This is a genomic window from Enterobacter sp. EGD-HP1 (genome assembly GCF_000733275.2).
Lineage (GTDB): Bacteria > Pseudomonadota > Gammaproteobacteria > Enterobacterales > Enterobacteriaceae > Enterobacter.
Genome location: NZ_AVOP01000034.1, coordinates 45,889 through 63,512, shown reverse-complemented (window position 1 = coordinate 63,512; position 17,624 = coordinate 45,889). Strand labels below are relative to the sequence as shown.

The following is a 17,624-nucleotide window of genomic DNA, read 5'->3' as shown; positions in this document are numbered from 1 at the left end:
TCGCAGGTCATCTATATAAAACACTTTATAGTGTGGGGGTACTCATAATAAGGAGGCTGTTTATGAGCATTATGCTTACCGGTTCGGTCAAGGAAAGACGGCACGCCAGCACGATGAATATTGATAGATTGTCCACGCTGGACATGCTGAAAGTCATTCACCAGGATGATGCACTCATTTCTGCTGCTATTACCCCCTGTTTAGAGACTATTGCCCGCGTGGTGGACAACGCCGCCGCAGCGCTCAGCCGCGGCGGTCGCCTTGTCATCGTTGGCGCGGGTCCGTCGGGGTGCATTGCGCAACAGGTTGCCGATGACTATGCGCCGGGCAAAACCCCTGTGATGGCCGTGACGGCGCAAGAAGGGGAAGGGAGCTACGAGCGCGGCGTTGCCGATCTGCAGGCCATCAAGTTTGGTGAACACGATATGATGCTGGCCGTGACCGTCAGCGGAAAAACGCCGTGGGTTTGGGGAGCAATGCGGCATGCGTGGTCGCTGGGTTCACCGGTCGCCATTATTACCGGTGATGCGCAAAGTGAAGCCGCGCAGCTGGCAAGCATGGTTATCGCTCCGGAGCTGGGTGCCGATGTCGTTGCAGGGTATATCAACACCAAAGCGGGGATTGCGCAGAAAATGATCCTCTCGATGATCGCCACCGGGCTGGCCGTCCGAACCGGACGCGTTTACAGCAACCTGCGTGTGGATCTCGAGGCAAGCAATACCAAATGGGCTGAACGGCAAATCGCCATTGTGATGGAGGCGGGGGGATGCTCCCGGGCGGAGGCAAAAGCCGCGCTGGAGAGCTGTAACCATCACTGTAAAACGGCAGTATTAATGGTGCTGACAGGACTGGATGCGTGGAAAGCCCATGAGCTGCTGGCGCAGAATAACGGGTTTATCCGCGTGGCGCTGCAGGAAGCGCCGTAACACGGACCGTGAAGAAATAAAAAAAGGCCGCAAATGCGGCCTTTGGTATTTTGGGGATTAGAACTGGTAGGTCATGCCGACGCCGACGATGTCATCGGTGGAAATACCATTGGCTTCGTAGAAGCTGTCATCGTTGTCCAGCATGTTGATTTTGTAGTCAACGTAGGTAGAGAAATTCTTGTTAAAGCTGTAGGTCATACCCAGGTCGATATAGTTAACCAGGTCCATGTCACCACGCTGACCCTGAGGATTGCTGGTGTTGCCTGGATAAGTCATGTCCTTGCCCTTGGAGTAAACCCATGCCAGGGATGGACGCAGGCCGAAATCGAACTGGTACTGTGCTACCGCTTCGAAGTTCTGAGTCTGATCCGCAATACCATAATCACCGTATGGCGTCATGTTGCGGGTTTCAGCGTACATCATCGCCAGGTAGACGCTATTGGCATCATATTTCGCGCCAATGGTCCAGGCTTCAGCCGTTTTGCCGCCAGCGAAACGTGCGCTGTATTTCTCACCATAACCTTCTTGCTTATTCGAACGATCAGAAGAGGAGTATGCCGCACCCAGGCTCAGGCCGGTAAGATCGCCAGAGAAGTCGTAGGAGGTAGACATGCCGAAGCCATCGCCGTTCTGGAAGCGTACGTCTTTATGACCGTTTTTCGTGCCTTCCTGATCTTCTGTTGCATCCTGGCTTTCGTTCGCACCCTGATACTGCAGCGCGAAATTCAGACCTTCCACCAGACCGAAGAAATCGCTATTACGGTAGGTTGCCAGACCGTTAGCACGACCGTTCATAAAGTTATCGGTCCAGGTGTAAGAATCACCGCCAAATACAGGTAGCATATCGGTCCAGGCTTCTACGTCGTACACGACGCCGTAATTACGGCCATAGTCAAATGAACCGTATTCGCCATATTTCAGGCCAGCGTATGCCAGACGGTTAAACGATTTGTCGCCTGCGCCTTCTGTATCGTTAGCGTAGGTTTTGTATTCCCACTGACCGTAACCGATCAGGTCTTTAGCGATCTGAGTTTCGCCTTTGAAACCAACCTGTACATAGGTTTCATCGCCATCGTCGCCCGGGTTGTCAGAGAAGGTATGACGCGCATCAACTTTGCCGTACAGGTCAACTTTGTTGCCGTTTTTGTTGTACATCTCAGCCGCATTTGCTGCGCCTGCCATTAATAAGGCGGGTACGAGAATTGCCAGAACTTTTCTTTTCATTATATATTCCCTTTAAAGATAATTTATATGAATATATGTAATCACCCTCCGTAATTACAGGGTCGATACTATTCCAGGAGATGTCATTTAGTTTCAAAAATAAATGTAATTAAACTCGATGAAATATTGCAAAATATTTCTATTAATCTCTTTATTTTTCCAATGAATTAATTCATTGAATTCATATGAGGTAATTATTATTAAGTATTTCGTAATTCTATTTTTTAAATGGTTTAATTCGGCTGTGTTATAATTCTGGCTCTTTCAAACAACAGGATATGACGATGGAACTTGCCCGGTGGCAGCACAGGTTTGAGCGCTGGCTCGAGGAAAACCACAGCAACGACGATACCGCACATGATATTTCGCATTTTCGTCGGGTCTGGATGACGGCGCAAAAAATCATGGTTCATCAAGCGGTGGAGCCGCTGGTGATCCTGACCGCATGTTATTTCCACGATATTGTCAGCCTGCCGAAAAACCATCCCGATCGCAGCCGCTCATCACAGCTGGCAGCGCGTAAGACGTGTGACATTCTGCGTCGCGACTTCCCTGACTTTCCGCCAGAGCACGCTGCCGCCGTCGCGCACGCGATTGAGGCGCACAGCTTCAGCGCCGGGATTGCGCCGCAGAGCGCGGAGGCCAAAATTGTGCAGGATGCAGACCGGCTGGAAGCGTTAGGCGCTATTGGTCTGGCGCGCGTCTTTGCCGTCTCGGGCGCGCTGGGCGTGCCGCTTTTTGATGCCGACGATCCCTTTGCCGATGGGCGTACCCTTGACGATCGTGCGTTTGCCCTCGACCATTTTCAGACCAAGCTGCTGCGATTGCCTGATACAATGCAAACGGAAATGGGCCGCGAGCTGGCACGTCACAATGCCGATTTCCTGATCCAGTTTATGGCGAAACTCAGTGCCGAATTACACGGCGACTGCATCGGGCTGGATAGCCAGGTGTTGAACCGCTTCCGTCGCAGTTTGCGCAACTGAACTGTGGTAATCTGTTCCCAGTCTTTATTCTCCGGTTAAAAGAATGCAGGAAAATCGATCAGTGACAGAGCCCGCGCCTGAGCAGGCTGAGAAATCAACGGCAACGGTGCAGGCCTTACTGCGCCAGCTGTTGGATATCTATGATGCTAAAACGCTGGCCAATCTGCTGGTGGCGCACGGCGAGAGCCACTGGAGCCCGGCGATCCTTAAACGTCTGCTGACCAGCGAACGCGCAGGGCGTCGCCTGAGTGAAGGCGAATTTCGTTATCTGCAAAACCTGCTTCCGCGTCCTTCTGCCGCGCATCCGAACTATGCCTTCCGCTTTATCGATCTGTTTGCCGGTATCGGCGGCATCCGACACGGTTTTGAAGCCATCGGCGGCCAGTGCGTGTTTACCAGCGAGTGGAACAAACACGCCGTACGAACCTACAAGGCCAACTGGTACTGCGATCCGCACGAACATCATTTCAACGCGGATATCCGCGATGTGACCCTGAGCCACAAAAGCGGCGTGAGCGATGAACAGGCCGCCGAGCACATTCGCCAGACGATCCCGGCGCATGACGTGTTGCTGGCAGGCTTCCCGTGTCAGCCCTTCTCGCTGGCCGGCGTCTCTAAAAAGAATGCCCTCGGACGTGCCCACGGCTTCGCCTGCGATACGCAGGGAACGCTGTTTTTTGACGTGGCGCGCATTATTGACGCCCGTCGTCCGGCCATTTTTGTGCTGGAAAACGTCAAAAATTTAAAAAGCCACGACGGCGGGAAAACCTTCCGCATTATCATGCAAACCCTGGATGAACTGGGCTATGACGTGGCCGATTCACAGGACATGGGGGCGGACGATCCCAAAATCATTGATGGGAAGCATTTCCTGCCCCAGCATCGCGAACGTATCGTGCTGGTGGGTTTCCGCCGCGATCTCAATCTGAAAGGCGATTTCACCCTCCGGGATATCCCGTCTTTGTATCCCGAGCGGCGTCCTACCGTGGCCGAGCTGCTGGAGCCTGTCGTGGACGCGAAATTTATCCTGACCCCGGTGCTGTGGAAATACCTCTATCGCTATGCCAAGAAGCATCAGGCGAAGGGCAACGGCTTCGGTTTTGGGATGGTCAACCCGAACGATCCGCACAGCGTGACCCGTACGTTGTCTGCTCGCTACTACAAAGACGGCGCGGAAATCCTGATCGACAGAGGCTGGGACAAGGCGCTCGGGGAAAAAGATTTCGACGATCCGCACAACCAGCGTCACCGTCCGCGACGCTTAACGCCGCGGGAATGCGCCCGGCTGATGGGATTTGAGACTCCGCAGGGTTACCGCTTCCGCATTCCGGTTTCGGACACCCAGGCGTACCGCCAGTTTGGTAATTCGGTGGTGGTTCCCGCGTTCGCGGCCGTGGCAAAACTGCTGGCCTCGCGCATCAGACAGGCGGTGGCGCTCCGCCAGGGTGAGGCCGTCAATGACGGATGTTCACGATAAGGCGACGCGCAGTAAAAATATGCGTGCCATCGGCACGCGTGACACCGCCATCGAAAAACGCCTGGCCGGGCTGCTGACGCAGGCGGGATTTGATTTCCGCGTGCAGGATCCCACGCTTGCGGGCCGTCCGGATTTCGTCATCGACGCCTGGCAGTGCATTATCTTTACCCACGGCTGTTTCTGGCACCACCACGACTGCTACCTGTTTAAAGTCCCCGCGACGCGCACCGATTTCTGGCTGGATAAAATTGGCAAGAACGTCGAGCGCGACAGCCGGGACCTTAGCGCGCTGATTGCGCAGGGCTGGCGGGTGATGATCGTCTGGGAGTGCGCGCTGAGAGGCAGATTAAAACTGAACGATACCGAACTGACCGAACGGCTGGAAGAGTGGATCTGCGGCGGCGGCCAGACCGCGCAGATCGACACGCAGGGTATTCACCTGCTTAAGGTTTCTCCACCTCGCAAGGCGTGACCACCGGTTTTGCGGGCAGTAAATATTTGCCCAGGGTGACCAGCACGACGGCAAACACGATGACCCCTAAAGCAATCCATTCCACAGGAGAGAGCTTTTCTCCTCCCAGTCCAGTCCCGAGCAGCACGGCCACGACCGGATTGACGTAGGCATAGCTGGTGGCGACGGCCGGGGAGACGTTGCGGATCAGGAACATGTAGGCGTTAATGGCGATGAGTGAGCCAAACAGCGCCAGGTAGCCTACCGCCAGAAAGCCCGACAGCGGCGGCAGGGTCGTCAGCTTTTCTCCCGCCAGCGTGGAGGCGAGCAGGAGCATAATTCCGGCGGCGAGCATCTCAATCGCCCCCGCCATCATGCCGGTCGGCAGTTCGATACGCGAACCGTAGACGGAACCAAACGCCCAGCTCATCGAGCCAATCAGGATAATCACTGCGCCCCACGGATTCCCGCTCAGGTTTCCGCCGCTGTTGAGCAGAATAATGCCGGCGAGGCCAATACCAATCCCCAGCCATTCCAGCTTGCGGGTGCGGATACCGAAAAGGCGGCTAAAGCAGAGGGTAAACAGCGGTACGGTGGCAACGACCACGGCGGCGATCCCGGACGGTACGTTCTGGTGCTCGGCAACCGTCACAAAGCCATTGCCCACCGCCAGCAGCAGCAGGCCGATCAGGGCGGCATTCAGCATTGGGCGCAGCGGGGGAAGCTTATGTCCGCGCAGCAGAAGAAACGCGAGCAGCAAGACGCCAGCCGAGAGGAAGCGGATGCCCGCCATCATCAGCGGCGGCCAGCTTTCCACGCCAATGCGAATGACAAAGTAGGTTGAGCCCCAGATGATGTACAGCGAAAAGAGTGCCCCAATGAGCGGTAGCAATTGCCGGAAACGCATAATCCCTCACGACGTAATAAAAAGGTCGCTGATAGTAAACGCGAAAACTATCGTGCTGGCGAGTCCTTTAATTGTGCAGTTGATGTTAATTTTTTGTTGACGTGAGGTGCCTGTTTCCGGGTTTGCGCTTTTGCTCCATACTATTCACTTAATTACCAAAAAATGAAGGATTAAGATTTTGGCAGGAAGTAGCTTATTAACATTGCTGGATGATATTGCCACCTTACTGGATGACATTTCAGTGATGGGTAAACTGGCGGCAAAAAAAACGGCAGGCGTGCTGGGAGATGATTTATCGCTTAACGCCCAACAGGTGAGTGGGGTAAGGGCTAACCGTGAACTGCCGGTGGTGTGGGGCGTGGCAAAAGGCTCCTTCCTGAATAAGGTGATTTTGGTGCCGCTGGCGCTGCTGATCAGCGCGTTTATTCCCTGGGCCATCACGCCGTTGCTGATGATTGGTGGGGCATTTCTCTGCTTCGAGGGCGTGGAGAAGGTCCTGCACTCCTTTAGCGCGCGCAAGCAGAGCGATACGCCGGAGATACGTCAGCAGCGTCTCGAAGCGCTGGCCGCGCAGGATCCGAAAACCTTCGAGCGCGATAAGGTCAAAGGCGCCATTCGGACCGACTTTATCTTGTCCGCAGAAATTGTCGCCATTACGCTGGGCATTGTGTCTGACGCGCCGCTCCTGAATCAGGTTCTGATCCTCTCCGGCATCGCCATTCTGGTCACCGTAGGCGTCTACGGCCTGGTGGGGCTGATCGTGAAGCTGGATGATATCGGCTACTGGCTGGAGGAGAAATCGAGCGCGGTGGCAAGAGGCATCGGTAAAAGCCTGCTTGTGCTGGCCCCGTGGCTGATGAAGAGTTTGTCTGTGGTGGGCACGCTGGCGATGTTCCTCGTGGGCGGCGGGATCGTGGTTCACGGTATCGCTCCGCTGCACCATGCTATCGAACATTTCTCCTCGGCGCAGGGTGCCGTTGTCGCGGCGATCCTGCCGACGCTGCTGAATCTGGTGCTGGGCTTTATCATTGGCGCTATCGTGGTTGCGGCGGTGAAGCTGGTTGAAAAACTTCGCGGCACGTCGCACTAATTGTTACCCGTTGAGTGATGCAAAAAGACCATTCGTCGTCTAAATTGAAACAGTTTCACCCTGATACAGGAGGCAGGTATGGTCTTTTTGGTCAGTGATGAAGTTAAGCCTAAGAAGGGCGGCCCACGAATGATTGTCACCGGGTATTCCAGCGGAATGGTGGAATGTCGGTGGCACGATGGCTATAGCATCAAGCGGGAAGCATTTCGTGAAGATGAGCTTCAGCCGGGGGACGGGCAGCACAAGCGGGACAAGGCTTAATCACATAACGCCCGGCTTTGCCGGGCGTTTTTATCTCAAGTACCGGGTGTAAGGCAGTCATCATGGAGTGTGTGTGCAGCGCGATACCTTTGTTGTAAGACAATCATTTTTGCAATGGCTGCATAATCGTAGCAATCCGGGGTTGATTGTTAATCTCTGTTTTCTGGTTGTTCTGGTGTTTTCCACTCTCCTGACCTGGCGTGAGGTGGTGGTCCTCGAAGAGGCGTATATCTCCAGCCAGCGTAACCATCTGGATACGGTGGCCAGTTCGCTGGACAGGCAGTTACAGAACAGCGTGGACAGGATGCTGTTGTTCCGTCAGGGCATGCGTGATGCGATCCAGACGCCGCTGGCATTTGATGTTTTACAGAATGCGGTGTCACGCTTTAACACGCTCCGCATGCTCCCCACCTGGCAGCTTGCCGTTGATAAAAAACGCACCCTCCCCATTAACGGTGTTTCGGATGCGTTTGTCGACAAAACCACGCTTCTGAATCGTGACGCTGAGCGCCTCAGTCACGAAATTTCCGCCGCGCTCGAAGTGGGGTATCTGCTCAGGCTGGCGTCGTCGAGAGCGCAAACGGAAGCGCGCGTGATCTACGTATCCCGCGCCGGGTTTTTCATTTCCACGGATACGCCGGACCAGGCGGGGGATATTACCTCCCGCTATTATCATCTGGTCACGCAGTCCTGGTTTACCCAGCAGTCAGAGCGTAACAATCGCGCGCGCGCGGTGCGCTGGTTTATCTCTACCCCGTCATCCTGGACCCATGATGAACGGATGATCACCGCCAGCGTGCCCATCTATTTCGATCATTACTGGTATGGCGTCGTGGCGATGGATTTTACGTTGAGCACGATGCAGCGTCTGCTGGCCGATGCAACGGAAGACCGAACGGAAGGGGAGTATCAGCTGTACGATACCCGGCTCAATCTGATTGCCACCTCAGCCCACGCGGAAAATGCGGTTAACCATTTTGACGAACGCGAAACGGCGCAGATTGCGCAGGCGATTGAGCACGCGACCGGCGGCGGGATCCGCCTCGGAAGCCGTTTTGTTAGCTGGGAGCGGCTCGATCACTTCGACGGTGTTGTCCTGCGGATCCACACCCTGCACGAAGGGGTCCAGGACGACTTCGGCAGCATCAGCATCGTGCTGGCGCTGCTGTGGGCGCTCTTTACCGCCATGCTATTGATCTCGTGGCTGGTGATCCGCCGCATGGTGAGTAACATGTACACGCTTCAGCACTCGCTCCAGTGGCAGGCCTGGCATGACCCGCTTACCCGGCTGAATAACCGCGGCGCGCTGTTCGACCGCGCAAAATTGCTGGCGGAAACCTGCCGCCAGCAGTCGCTGCCGTTCTCGGTGATTCAGATCGATCTTGACCATTTTAAAAACATTAACGACCGCTTCGGCCATCAGGCCGGTGATAAGGTGCTATCGCATACGGCCGGACTGATTGCCAGCGCGTTACGCAAGAACGATGTGGCCGGTCGTGTAGGCGGGGAAGAATTTTGCGTCGTCCTGCCGGGGATTGGCCTGGAAGAGGCGAGAAGCGTGGCGGACCGTATTCGCTGCCGGATCAACAGCAAGGAGATCCTGGTGAAGAAGAGCACGACGCTGCGCATCAGCGCGTCGCTGGGGGTCAGCAGCGCGGATGAAGCGGGTAACTACGAGTTTGAACAGCTGCAGTCCGTGGCGGACGCCCGACTGTACCAGGCCAAACAGTGCGGCCGTAACCGGGTCGTCTGGCAGGATTATGACAGGAAGTGATCCAACCCCTCCTGCCAGCCCGCCGGGCCGGGCTGTCGGGTGTGATAAACCCGGGCGGGGTTATCATCCCGTAGCGTGATACCCTGGCGGTTAATGCCCTTAATCACCACCGCGAAGTCAACGCTGTCGAGCAGCGGCGCATCGTTAGGGCCGTCGCCGAGCCCCAGCGTGGTGGGTTCGATCTCTTCCTGCTCGCGGTACTGCGCAATCAGCCAGTTAACCGCCACGTCCTTACCACAGCGGACGTCCAGAATATGCCAGAAGCGCGCCCCCTGCAGGCATTGCAGGCCGCTGTGCGCCAGCTCCTCTTCAAACTGGACCATTTTCTCGTCGGTATCGCGCCAGATGAGCGTGACGGACGCTTCATGCTTGCGGGCAAGCGCTGAACGGTAGCGCGTCAGTCCGGTCCACTCGCCGATGACATGCTCATCCACGTCGTCGAAGGTGGTGAATTTAAAGCCCGTTTGCAGACGAATTTGCTCGATCCGCGGGCGAATATCCCGGTGCGTCATCCCCCTTATCTGGCGCTGAACCTTCTCCCAGCGCACGTCAGGCTGAATCACCGCGCCGTTCTCGGCAATAAAAGGCAAGCCTTCCAGCCCCAAATCCTGCTGGATATCCAGCATCTCTGCCGCGGTCTTGCTGCTGCAGAGTATGACCGGCACCTGGTGATCCACCAGCCTGTCCAGCCAGGGCATTGCGGGTTGCCAGTCATAGGTATGAATATCCAGCAGCGAGCCATCCAGGTCAGAAAAAATCAGCAATGTATCCCGCAGTGAAGGCATAGTGACTCCTGGTAACGGCTTCGTTTCGATCTAAGAAAATTCCTAAAAAATAACCGAATTGTTAACAGGAGAAATGAGAGTATTCCCTGGCAAACCCGCATTCGGCGTGTATTATTGCTCATAACAAAAAGCATTATGTTAAAAATATTATATTCATCATAAGAATATATGCTTGTCAGGCAAATTCGTTGGGGATAGTGTGGCGTGTACATCAGATTTCCTGGTGTAACGAATTTTCAAGTGCTTCTTGCATAAGCAAGTTTTGATCCCGGCCATCCCCATGACCGGGATTTTTTTCGCCCTACCGATTGGCTTCAGACACGCTAAAGTCGTGAATATCAAGCTCGAAAGCCTCGGCCAGCTCACGATAGGTGTGATAATCCCTTCCATTGACAATGACGCGGTCCGAATTGTCGTCCGTCCGGCGGACTTCTGACTCACTGATCTCATTGATAGCGGCCAGCAGGGCATCGACATCCACCTCAACCTCGCGCTTGATGGTGTCGCTGTACTCTTTATCGGTTTTCATTACGGGGTTCCTCATTCAACCGTGTCCAACGGTAAGTATAGACTGTGTATAAAAACGCCATTCACACCGGGTAGCGATGTGTGTTTTTGCGTTTTGTTCTACACTGGCTCAAAACCAGAGGAGGAATGTATGAAGGTTAACGATCGGGTAACGGTTAAAACGGACGGTGGGCCGCGCCGCCCGGGTGTGGTGCTGGCAATTGAAGAGTTTAGTGAAGGCACAATGTATCTGGTATCACTCGAAGACTACCCGCTCGGCATCTGGTTTTTTAACGAGCTGGGGCATCCGGACGGCATTTTTGTTGAGAAAGCAGACTAGCACGGCGTCGGGTAGCACAGCGCGTGCCCGACAACCTCATAGAAGCAAAAATCTCTGGCCAGGCCAGAGATCAAAGGTAGGGTGCACAGGGTCTTTTCTTAAGCGACTAACGCATGTTGACGAAAATCCCGTTCGTCACATTATCGGTCAGGCGTACCACGTGGTAGATCACTTGCTTATTATGCGTTTTAATTTTCCTTTTAATATTTCCTTTGTGTGACGAAACGGTTTTCGCTTTAATATTCATCTGGTCCGAGATCTGAATAGTTCCTTGTCCCGCCATCCACATTCGCAGCATACTTGATTCAGTCCTGCTTAATGATAAGGTGGGTAAGTTAACCGCTCCTACATTCTTAACTTCTTTATTCAAATAATCACCCAGAATGTCATCCAGCGACTCTGGTTTAATCGATTTAGAACTGATCAATAAATTTTTACGGACCAACAAATACTCATCGAAATGGATATTTGCGATCGCCATAAAAACAATAAACAGGGTTTTTGGATGCTGATTAATGATTTGCTTAATGTGCTGACTGTTGGCTGGATCGTGAATGAAACAGTCCTCATTAATAAACACCACGCCTGGTTTTAGTTCGTCACAAGCGGCTGCGAGTTCGTCAACGGTGTGCGCATCGTTGATGTCTCTCTTTCTTACCCCTCTGCTTGCCAGGTACCCGGTTAACCCTAGCCGGGTGTAGCTGCATAAATCCATAATGATCGTTGACATGGCATACCCTCACTCAATGCGTAACGATAATTCACCATCTGCCTGAGAGCTCAAAACAGCCATACGGGATGGAAAAAAATAATAAACCTGTGAGCATGACAAAGACTTTCAGGCGGACTCACTATCCCGTAAAGTTACGTATAATTTGCCAGGAATCTTCTTAAAGTAAAGTAAATATTAAGTATTGTGAGGTGGTTAGAAACAATTAAACCGCGTCAGATATATCCTGGAAGATGTTTTACGTGTTTTATTTTAGGAATATCCTCAGAAAGACAATAGCAACAGTGAGGGCTATTATTTACGTGGCAGCTCGCTGACAATATCTGCTAACAGGTTGAATATCTCGCCGAATAAATGTTCACAGAAGGGAGCGATAAGTGGCATCAGTAATGACATTAATAAAATCCCAACCGTCAGCGTCAGCGGAAAACCAATGACAAACACCGAAAGCTGCGGCGCCATTCGGTTGAGTAAACCTAATGCCAGGTTGACGGTCAGCAGCAGGGTGATGATCGGCAGCGCCAGCATCAGCCCGTTCAGGAATATCAGCCCCGCAGCGCGAGTGAGTGCCAGAAAGGCGTTGCTGTTCACCGGATTTTCGCCAATCGGCAGCGTATGGAACGTATCCACCAGCATGGAGATAAGCCACAGATGGCCGTTGAACGACAGGAACAGCAGCATGGCGAGCAGATCGATAATGCGCGCCAGCACGGGCATGTTGAGGTGACTACCGGGATCAACAAACGTGGCGAACGATAGCCCCATCTGCAGGCCGATCAGTTCCCCAGCGGTACGGACCGCGGCAAAGGCGAGCTGCATGGTGAAGCCGACGGCGACGCCAATCATCACCTGCTGCAAGGCCACCCACACCGCATTCGCCGAGAAGATCGGAATATCCACGGGTGGAAGAGAGGGCGCGACGATAATGGAGATGATAATGCCCAGCCCCACCTTGACGCGCTTGGGTATCGACTTCTCACTGAGGATCGGGGCGGTGGATATCAGCGCCATGATGCGCAGCATCGGCCAGAAATAGACGCCGAGCCACTGAACCCACTGGTCGCTGGTGAAGTGCAGCATCGTCAGGTCAGCCGATGATGTACGGCAGGTTGGTAAACAGGTTGCGCATATAGTCCAGCAACAGGTTCAGCATCCACGGCCCGGCCACGATAATCGCCACGAACACGGCGATGATTTTCGGGATGAATGACAGCGTCATTTCGTTAATCTGCGTGGCGGCCTGCAGAATACTGATAATCAGACCGGTAACCAGCGCGACAAGCAGCAGCGGCGCGGCAACGGCAATCGCGATCTTCATCGCTTCCGTGCCCATCATCATGACCGATTCGGGTGTCATTGCCGTTCCTTAACTGTAGAAACTCTGCGCCAGCGAACTGACCAGCAGCTGCCAGCCGTCGACCAGAACAAAGAGCATGATCTTAAAGGGCAGGGCAATGGTCGCGGGCGGCACCATCATCATCCCGAGCGCCATCAGGACGCTGGCGATCACGAGATCGATTATCAGGAACGGAATAAAGATGGTAAAGCCAATCTGGAACGCGGTTTTCAGCTCGCTGGTGACATAGGCGGGCAGAAGAATACGCATGGGCACCGATTCCGGTCCCTGCAGCTCGCCGGTGTTGGACAGGCGGGCAAAGAGGGCCAGGTCGGCTTCGCGCGTCTGGCGCAGCATAAATTCCCGCAGCGGCTGCGCGCCTTTATCCAGCGCCTCCTGCATGGAGATTTTGTCTTCGCTGAACGGCTGATAGGCGTCGGTATAAATCTTGTCGATCACCGGCGACATAATGAAAAAGGTCAAAAACAGCGCCAGCCCGAGCAGAACCTGGTTTGGCGGTGCGGAAGGGGTTCCCAGCGCGTTTCGCAGCAGACCAAAAACGATGATGATGCGGGTGAAGCTGGTCATCATCAGCAGGATGGCCGGAATAAACGTCAGCGAGGTGATGAACACCAGCGTCTGCACAGGAAGCGACCAGCTTTGTCCGCCGCCCGCGAGAGGGGTGGAGACCAGACCGGGCAGCTGTGCATAAACCGCGGGAGCAAACAGGGCAACGCCCGCAAGCGTCAGGGATAACAAACGGCGCATCAGGATCTCCCGGAACGCTTAAGCAAACTCTTCATGACGGACTGAAAATCCGCGGGGGCGTCTGCGCGCTCGTCCACCACTACAGGGGCGGGCGGCAGCTTATGTAATACGCTGATGTTTGAGGCCGTGACGCCCAGGACCAGGCGCGCGTCGTCCACTTCGACGATGACCACGCGTTCCCGTGGCCCCAGCGTGGTGCTGGCGCTGACCTTCAGGCCGCGGGCACCGGCGGTCTTACCCGCCAGACCAAATCGCTTCGCCAGCCAGGCGGCGATAAGAATAAAGGCAATAATACCGAACAATGCCCCGCTCACCTGGAGCAGAGGCGAGCCGGGAACGGCAGAAGGCTGTGATATTGTTGCCTGGGTTTTCATGCTTAACGGCTCAGACGACGCATACGTTCAGACGGGGTAATGATGTCGGTGATGCGTACGCCGTATTTATCGGCAACCACCACCACTTCACCCTGGGCAATCAGATAACCGTTGATCAGAATATCCAGCGGCTCGCCGGCCAGACCGTCAAGGGCCACCACGGAACCCTGCGTCAGGCGCAGCAGCTCTTTAATGGTCATGCGGGTGCGTCCCAGCTCAACGGTCAGCTTAACCGGGATGTCCATGATCAGGTCGATGTCCTGCAGCGTACCGCTAACGTCACCGCCGCCGAGCTGCTGGAATACGGCATCCGCTGCGCTTTTGGCCGGGGGTGCTTTTTGCTCGTTTAACGCGTCAGCCCACAGATCGTCCAGTGCTCCGCTGTTTTCATCGGACGGATTGTTCATGTCACTCATTTGGGCTGTTCCTCATTCAGCGAATTCAAAATCGGGTTGATCAAGTGCTCAACGCGTAACGCATACTGGCCGTTAATCGTGCCGTACTGGCTTGTCAGCACGGGGACACCATCCACATGGGCAATAATGCGGTCGGGTTTTTCTATCGGCAAAACATCGCCGGGTTGTAATTTCAGGATCTGAGATAACCGCAGCGGGATATCGGCGAAGCTCGCCACCAGCTCAAGCTGCGAATGCTGAACCTGGCGGACCAGGTTTTCACGCCAGTTCTGGTCTTCGTTGCGGGAGTTCTCCAGCGGCGGGTTAACCAGCAGCTCGCGCAGCGGTTCGATCATGCTGAACGGCAGGCAGATGTTGAACTCGCCGGTCAGGTTGCCGATCTCCACGTGGAACGGGGTGTTAACGACGATATCGTTCGGGGAGGTGGTGATATTGGTAAATTTCACCTGCATCTCAGAACGGACGTACTCCACTTCCAGCGGGTTAATCGCTTTCCACGCGTCGCTGTATGACTCCAGCGCCAGCTTCAGCATGCGGTTAATGACGCGCTGTTCGGTGTGGGTGAATTCACGACCTTCTACTTTGGTCGGAAAACGCCCGTCGCCACCGAACAGGTTATCCACCGCGATGAACACCAGGCTTGGCGAAAACACCACCAGACCGGTGCCGCGCAGCGGCTTCAGATGAATCAGGTTAAGGTTGGTTGGCACCGGCAGGTTGCGGGCAAACTCATGATACGGCTGAATGCGGATCGCACCGACCGTGATATCCGGGCTACGACGCAGCAGGTTAAACAGCCCCATACGGAACTGACGTGCAAAACGTTCGTTAATGATCTCCAGCGCCTGCAGACGTTCACGTACCACGCGACGCTGGGTATTCGGGTCATAGGGACGAATATCGCTATCGCCGCCAATACCCGGTTTAGGATCATCATTGTTATCGCTGTCGCCGTTGAGCAGCGCATCGATTTCTGCCTGAGAAAGAATACTGTCGCCCATGTCGTTACCGCAGAATGAATGCTGTATACAGAACGTCAGTGACTTCCTGCTTAGGTTGGCCGTTTACCAGCGGGGTCGCCAGCGTTTGTTTAATGGCGTCGACCAGCTTTTGCTTACCCACATCGGTGGCAAGCGCCGAAGCGTCCTGACGAGAGAACAGCAGCAGAAGTCTGCTGCGCACTTCTGGAAGGTAATCGTTCAGACGTGAACGGGTGGCTTCATCTTTCAGGCGCAGCGTAATGCCAACATAAAGCACGCGATCCGCATCACCCAGATTGACGGTGAAGGTATCCAGCGGGAAGAACACTGGAGCCGGCGGAGGTGGCGCTTCAGCTTTGGCTGCAGCGGTGGTAGGTTCCTGCTGCATACGCCAGTAACTATAGCCCGCGGTGGCGCAGGCGGCGAGCGTGATCAACACCAGCAGCGGGATCCAGATGGAACGCTTACTTTTTTTGGTGATAGCGGAGTCAGTCATCTGATACGAGCTTCCTGTTTCGGTACAGCTTAATAAGGTGATTATCCCGTGTCCTGCTGTCGTCAAAGCGTGGAAAAGACGGGGATAATCACGCTACCTCTGGCGTTTAGGCGAAGATGTCTACGGCACTGTTACCGCGCGCGGCGGATTGCAGGGCGGCAGGGGTAGGCAGAAGTTCATCGCTCTCTTCATTAAAACCGACGGTGTTACCGGAACGCGAAGCCTGGTGCTGCTGCTGGGATGAGGACTGCTGCTGCCCGGCAAAGCTCTCGCTGCTGACGCTGCTCTGTGCAAGCTGAATACCGTTCTCCGCCAGTGAGGTTCGCAGCATCGGCAGCGCGGCTTCCAGTGCCGCACGGACATGGCTGTGCGCTGAGACCATCTGCAGCTGCGCCTGGTTATCATCCAGCTTAAGCGATATTTGCACCTGACCCAGATCTTCCGGGTGCAGACGCAGCTCTGCCGTCTGCTGGCCCTGCTTAGTGAACAGGGTGATGTGCTGGCTCAGGGATTGCTGCCATTCGTGGGTCCCCAGAGGCTGGCTTAACACCGGCGCGGTGGCAACGGTGGCGGCAGGCTGGCTGGTCGCATGGCTGGACATAATCGGTGCCAGGGTGGCCGTTGGGGATGCCGAAGAGGAAGAACTGGCGAGTTCCTGCTTCTCAGCCGTCGCGGCCACGGCCGGTGTAGCAGGTGCGTTGCCCTGCAGAACCGGCTCGTTATTTTTCACCTGGCTCTGATAAGGCGTAGAACTCTGCGCTTTATCATGGCTTACCAGAGGCGCGTTCAGGGGCGGCTGGCCCGCGCCGTTTTGCGAAAGCGTCGCGGAATTCAGCGTTGAGGTGGTGGCAACGCCGTCACTGCCTGCCGCGCGAGGGGCGGTAGTTTGCTGGTGCGGCAGCATCGCCATCAGCGCGCTTAATCCGGCCAGCTCTTCTTCGCTCAGCTCGCTTTTAGCGTCATCCTTGCTGTTGGCTGTATTGAGGGTCTTCAGTGCGTCCCCCTTAGACAGCGGCACCAGCCCGGAAACCAGCGTATCAAGCGGCGTAACGGGCGACGTTTCATCGCCGTTCAGCGCGGGCTGGCGCGAGAGCAGGTCGGCAATTTTTGCCTGCAGGGTAGTATCCCCTTTGGCGTCCTGAGCCACTTTCGACAGCTTACTGCCGGCGGCTTTCAGGTCAGCCAGGGTCAGCGGCGCATCTTTGCCCTTGCCCGTTGCGTCCGACAGGGCACCCGCCAGCAGAGAGAGAAAGTCCTGTGCACCGTCGGTGCCTTTCCCCGTTTGCGTGCCGCCTGACAGGTCGCTGTCGCTCATCAGCAGTTGTTGCAGTGTGATCATTCCGGTTTCCTCATTGATGCGCGCTGGGCAAACTCATCCATTTTCTTCTGATCCAGACGGTTTTCCGCCAGGGTCGTTGCCGCGATCTGTCGGTCCTGTAGAGTCTGCCAGGCCTGCAGCCGCTGCTTCTTCTCGCGCCAGAAATTCAGCGCGGTATCGACTTTCTGGGTCCACTGGTTAAGCTGCTGGCGATGCTGATCTATCGCCTTCTCCAGCGTCTGGATAAACTGCTGATAGTTAATCCAGCGCTGGCTGCCAATGCCCTGTGTCATATCGGTATTGAGGTTGGTGCGATATTCATGCTGATAGTCGATCAACATCTTCAACTGTTCTTCAGCCTGCTGGCACCCGCGTCGCATTGCGCCGAGCTGCAATGCGGCATCATCAACTTCTTTTTCAGCCAGATCTTTCAGCGTTGATAACGCGCTGTTTTGCGCCATGACCTTCGCCCTCCACC

Annotated in this window: 21 protein-coding genes and 1 pseudogene; 8 read left to right on the top strand and 14 right to left on the bottom strand. The window is 55.1% G+C overall.

The features are described from left to right. The first annotated feature begins 62 nt into the window (after nucleotides 1–62). On the top strand, nucleotides 63–926 hold the full coding sequence (locus N037_RS19110; RefSeq protein ID WP_032642780.1) for an N-acetylmuramic acid 6-phosphate etherase: 864 nt from the start codon (nucleotides 63–65) through the stop codon (nucleotides 924–926). Nucleotides 927–983: 57 nt separating this feature from the next. Here N037_RS19110 and ompC read toward each other — a convergent pair whose 3' ends face one another. Further along, entirely contained in the window at nucleotides 984–2,150 is a 1,167-nt protein-coding gene (ompC, locus tag N037_RS19105) for a porin OmpC (protein WP_032642779.1), read from the bottom strand. A gap of 284 nt (nucleotides 2,151–2,434) precedes the next feature. On the opposite strand from ompC, the gene N037_RS19100 reads away from it, so the two are divergent. The 3 genes from N037_RS19100 (at nucleotide 2,435) to N037_RS19090 (ending at nucleotide 5,085) form a co-directional block, all read left to right on the top strand. Continuing rightward, complete coding sequence (locus N037_RS19100; RefSeq protein ID WP_032642778.1) at nucleotides 2,435–3,136, top strand: phosphohydrolase; 702 nt, start codon at nucleotides 2,435–2,437, stop codon at nucleotides 3,134–3,136. Between the two features lie 61 nt (nucleotides 3,137–3,197). After that, nucleotides 3,198–4,613 (top strand): DNA cytosine methyltransferase, encoded by a 1,416-nt coding sequence (locus N037_RS19095; protein ID WP_023336192.1) that lies wholly within the window; start codon nucleotides 3,198–3,200, stop codon nucleotides 4,611–4,613. Next, nucleotides 4,594–5,085: a very short patch repair endonuclease gene (locus tag N037_RS19090; protein WP_023336191.1), complete on the top strand. Its 492-nt coding sequence runs from the start codon at nucleotides 4,594–4,596 to the stop codon at nucleotides 5,083–5,085. Before N037_RS19095 ends, N037_RS19090 begins: the two co-directional genes overlap by 20 nt. On the opposite strand, the gene yedA is transcribed toward N037_RS19090, so the two are convergent. Further along, nucleotides 5,057–5,971 carry a drug/metabolite exporter YedA gene (yedA, locus tag N037_RS19085; protein WP_032642777.1) on the bottom strand — a complete coding sequence of 305 codons (915 nt, stop codon included), beginning with the start codon at nucleotides 5,969–5,971 and terminating at the stop codon, nucleotides 5,057–5,059. The two genes, N037_RS19090 and yedA, sit on opposite strands and share 29 nt — an antisense overlap. A 178-nt stretch (nucleotides 5,972–6,149) precedes the next feature. Between yedA and N037_RS19080 the strand changes: the two genes are divergently transcribed. The 3 genes from N037_RS19080 to dgcQ all read left to right on the top strand — a co-directional run bounded on the left by N037_RS19080 (nucleotide 6,150) and on the right by dgcQ (nucleotide 9,096). Further along, entirely contained in the window at nucleotides 6,150–7,061 is a 912-nt protein-coding gene (locus N037_RS19080) for a DUF808 domain-containing protein (RefSeq protein WP_023336189.1), read from the top strand. A gap of 78 nt (nucleotides 7,062–7,139) precedes the next feature. Further along, the gene (locus N037_RS19075; protein ID WP_008500307.1) at nucleotides 7,140–7,322 is read left to right on the top strand and encodes a YodC family protein; all 183 of its coding nucleotides are present in this window, start codon (nucleotides 7,140–7,142) and stop codon (nucleotides 7,320–7,322) included. Nucleotides 7,323–7,395: 73 nt separating this feature from the next. Beyond that, nucleotides 7,396–9,096: a cellulose biosynthesis regulator diguanylate cyclase DgcQ gene (gene dgcQ, locus N037_RS19070; RefSeq protein WP_023336188.1), complete on the top strand. Its 1,701-nt coding sequence runs from the start codon at nucleotides 7,396–7,398 to the stop codon at nucleotides 9,094–9,096. Here dgcQ and N037_RS19065 read toward each other — a convergent pair. After that, on the bottom strand, nucleotides 9,081–9,881 hold the full coding sequence (locus N037_RS19065) for a mannosyl-3-phosphoglycerate phosphatase-related protein (protein ID WP_023336187.1): 801 nt from the start codon (nucleotides 9,879–9,881) through the stop codon (nucleotides 9,081–9,083). The two genes, dgcQ and N037_RS19065, sit on opposite strands and share 16 nt — an antisense overlap. Nucleotides 9,882–10,182: 301 nt before the next feature. After that, complete coding sequence (gene yodD, locus N037_RS19060) at nucleotides 10,183–10,410, bottom strand: YodD family peroxide/acid resistance protein (protein ID WP_013097742.1); 228 nt, start codon at nucleotides 10,408–10,410, stop codon at nucleotides 10,183–10,185. 129 nt (nucleotides 10,411–10,539) lie between these two features. Here yodD and dsrB point away from each other — a divergent pair, with 129 nt between their 5' ends. Beyond that, nucleotides 10,540–10,728, top strand: coding sequence for a protein DsrB (gene dsrB / locus N037_RS25125; RefSeq protein WP_008500312.1), 189 nt, complete (start codon nucleotides 10,540–10,542; stop codon nucleotides 10,726–10,728). A 106-nt stretch (nucleotides 10,729–10,834) separates the two neighbouring features. Here dsrB and rcsA read toward each other — a convergent pair whose 3' ends face one another. The 10 genes and pseudogenes from rcsA to fliJ all read right to left on the bottom strand — a co-directional run bounded on the left by rcsA (nucleotide 10,835) and on the right by fliJ (nucleotide 17,607). After that, nucleotides 10,835–11,458, bottom strand: coding sequence for a transcriptional regulator RcsA (gene rcsA / locus N037_RS19050; RefSeq protein ID WP_008500313.1), 624 nt, complete (start codon nucleotides 11,456–11,458; stop codon nucleotides 10,835–10,837). A gap of 287 nt (nucleotides 11,459–11,745) precedes the next feature. Next, nucleotides 11,746–12,538 (bottom strand): annotated as a pseudogene (gene fliR, locus N037_RS19045) (flagellar biosynthetic protein FliR); the annotation flags it as partial. Between the two features lie 7 nt (nucleotides 12,539–12,545). Then, entirely contained in the window at nucleotides 12,546–12,815 is a 270-nt protein-coding gene (gene fliQ, locus N037_RS19040) for a flagellar biosynthesis protein FliQ (RefSeq protein ID WP_008500315.1), read from the bottom strand. Between the two features lie 9 nt (nucleotides 12,816–12,824). Next, the gene (gene fliP, locus N037_RS19035; RefSeq protein WP_023336186.1) at nucleotides 12,825–13,562 is read right to left on the bottom strand and encodes a flagellar type III secretion system pore protein FliP; all 738 of its coding nucleotides are present in this window, start codon (nucleotides 13,560–13,562) and stop codon (nucleotides 12,825–12,827) included. Further along, nucleotides 13,562–13,936 (bottom strand): flagellar biosynthetic protein FliO, encoded by a 375-nt coding sequence (gene fliO, locus N037_RS19030; RefSeq protein WP_023312309.1) that lies wholly within the window; start codon nucleotides 13,934–13,936, stop codon nucleotides 13,562–13,564. Before fliO ends, fliP begins: the two co-directional genes overlap by 1 nt. Nucleotides 13,937–13,938: 2 nt before the next feature. Then, on the bottom strand, nucleotides 13,939–14,352 hold the full coding sequence (gene fliN, locus N037_RS19025) for a flagellar motor switch protein FliN (RefSeq protein WP_023312308.1): 414 nt from the start codon (nucleotides 14,350–14,352) through the stop codon (nucleotides 13,939–13,941). Then, complete coding sequence (fliM, locus tag N037_RS19020; RefSeq protein ID WP_023336184.1) at nucleotides 14,349–15,353, bottom strand: flagellar motor switch protein FliM; 1,005 nt, start codon at nucleotides 15,351–15,353, stop codon at nucleotides 14,349–14,351. The genes fliN and fliM overlap by 4 nt, the downstream gene beginning before the upstream one ends. A 4-nt stretch (nucleotides 15,354–15,357) precedes the next feature. Further along, on the bottom strand, nucleotides 15,358–15,828 hold the full coding sequence (gene fliL, locus N037_RS19015; protein ID WP_023312306.1) for a flagellar basal body-associated protein FliL: 471 nt from the start codon (nucleotides 15,826–15,828) through the stop codon (nucleotides 15,358–15,360). A gap of 106 nt (nucleotides 15,829–15,934) precedes the next feature. Then, on the bottom strand, nucleotides 15,935–17,167 hold the full coding sequence (gene fliK / locus N037_RS19010) for a flagellar hook length control protein FliK (RefSeq protein WP_032642776.1): 1,233 nt from the start codon (nucleotides 17,165–17,167) through the stop codon (nucleotides 15,935–15,937). After that, on the bottom strand, nucleotides 17,164–17,607 hold the full coding sequence (gene fliJ / locus N037_RS19005) for a flagellar export protein FliJ (RefSeq protein ID WP_023312304.1): 444 nt from the start codon (nucleotides 17,605–17,607) through the stop codon (nucleotides 17,164–17,166). Before fliJ ends, fliK begins: the two co-directional genes overlap by 4 nt. Nucleotides 17,608–17,624: the final 17 nt, after the last annotated feature.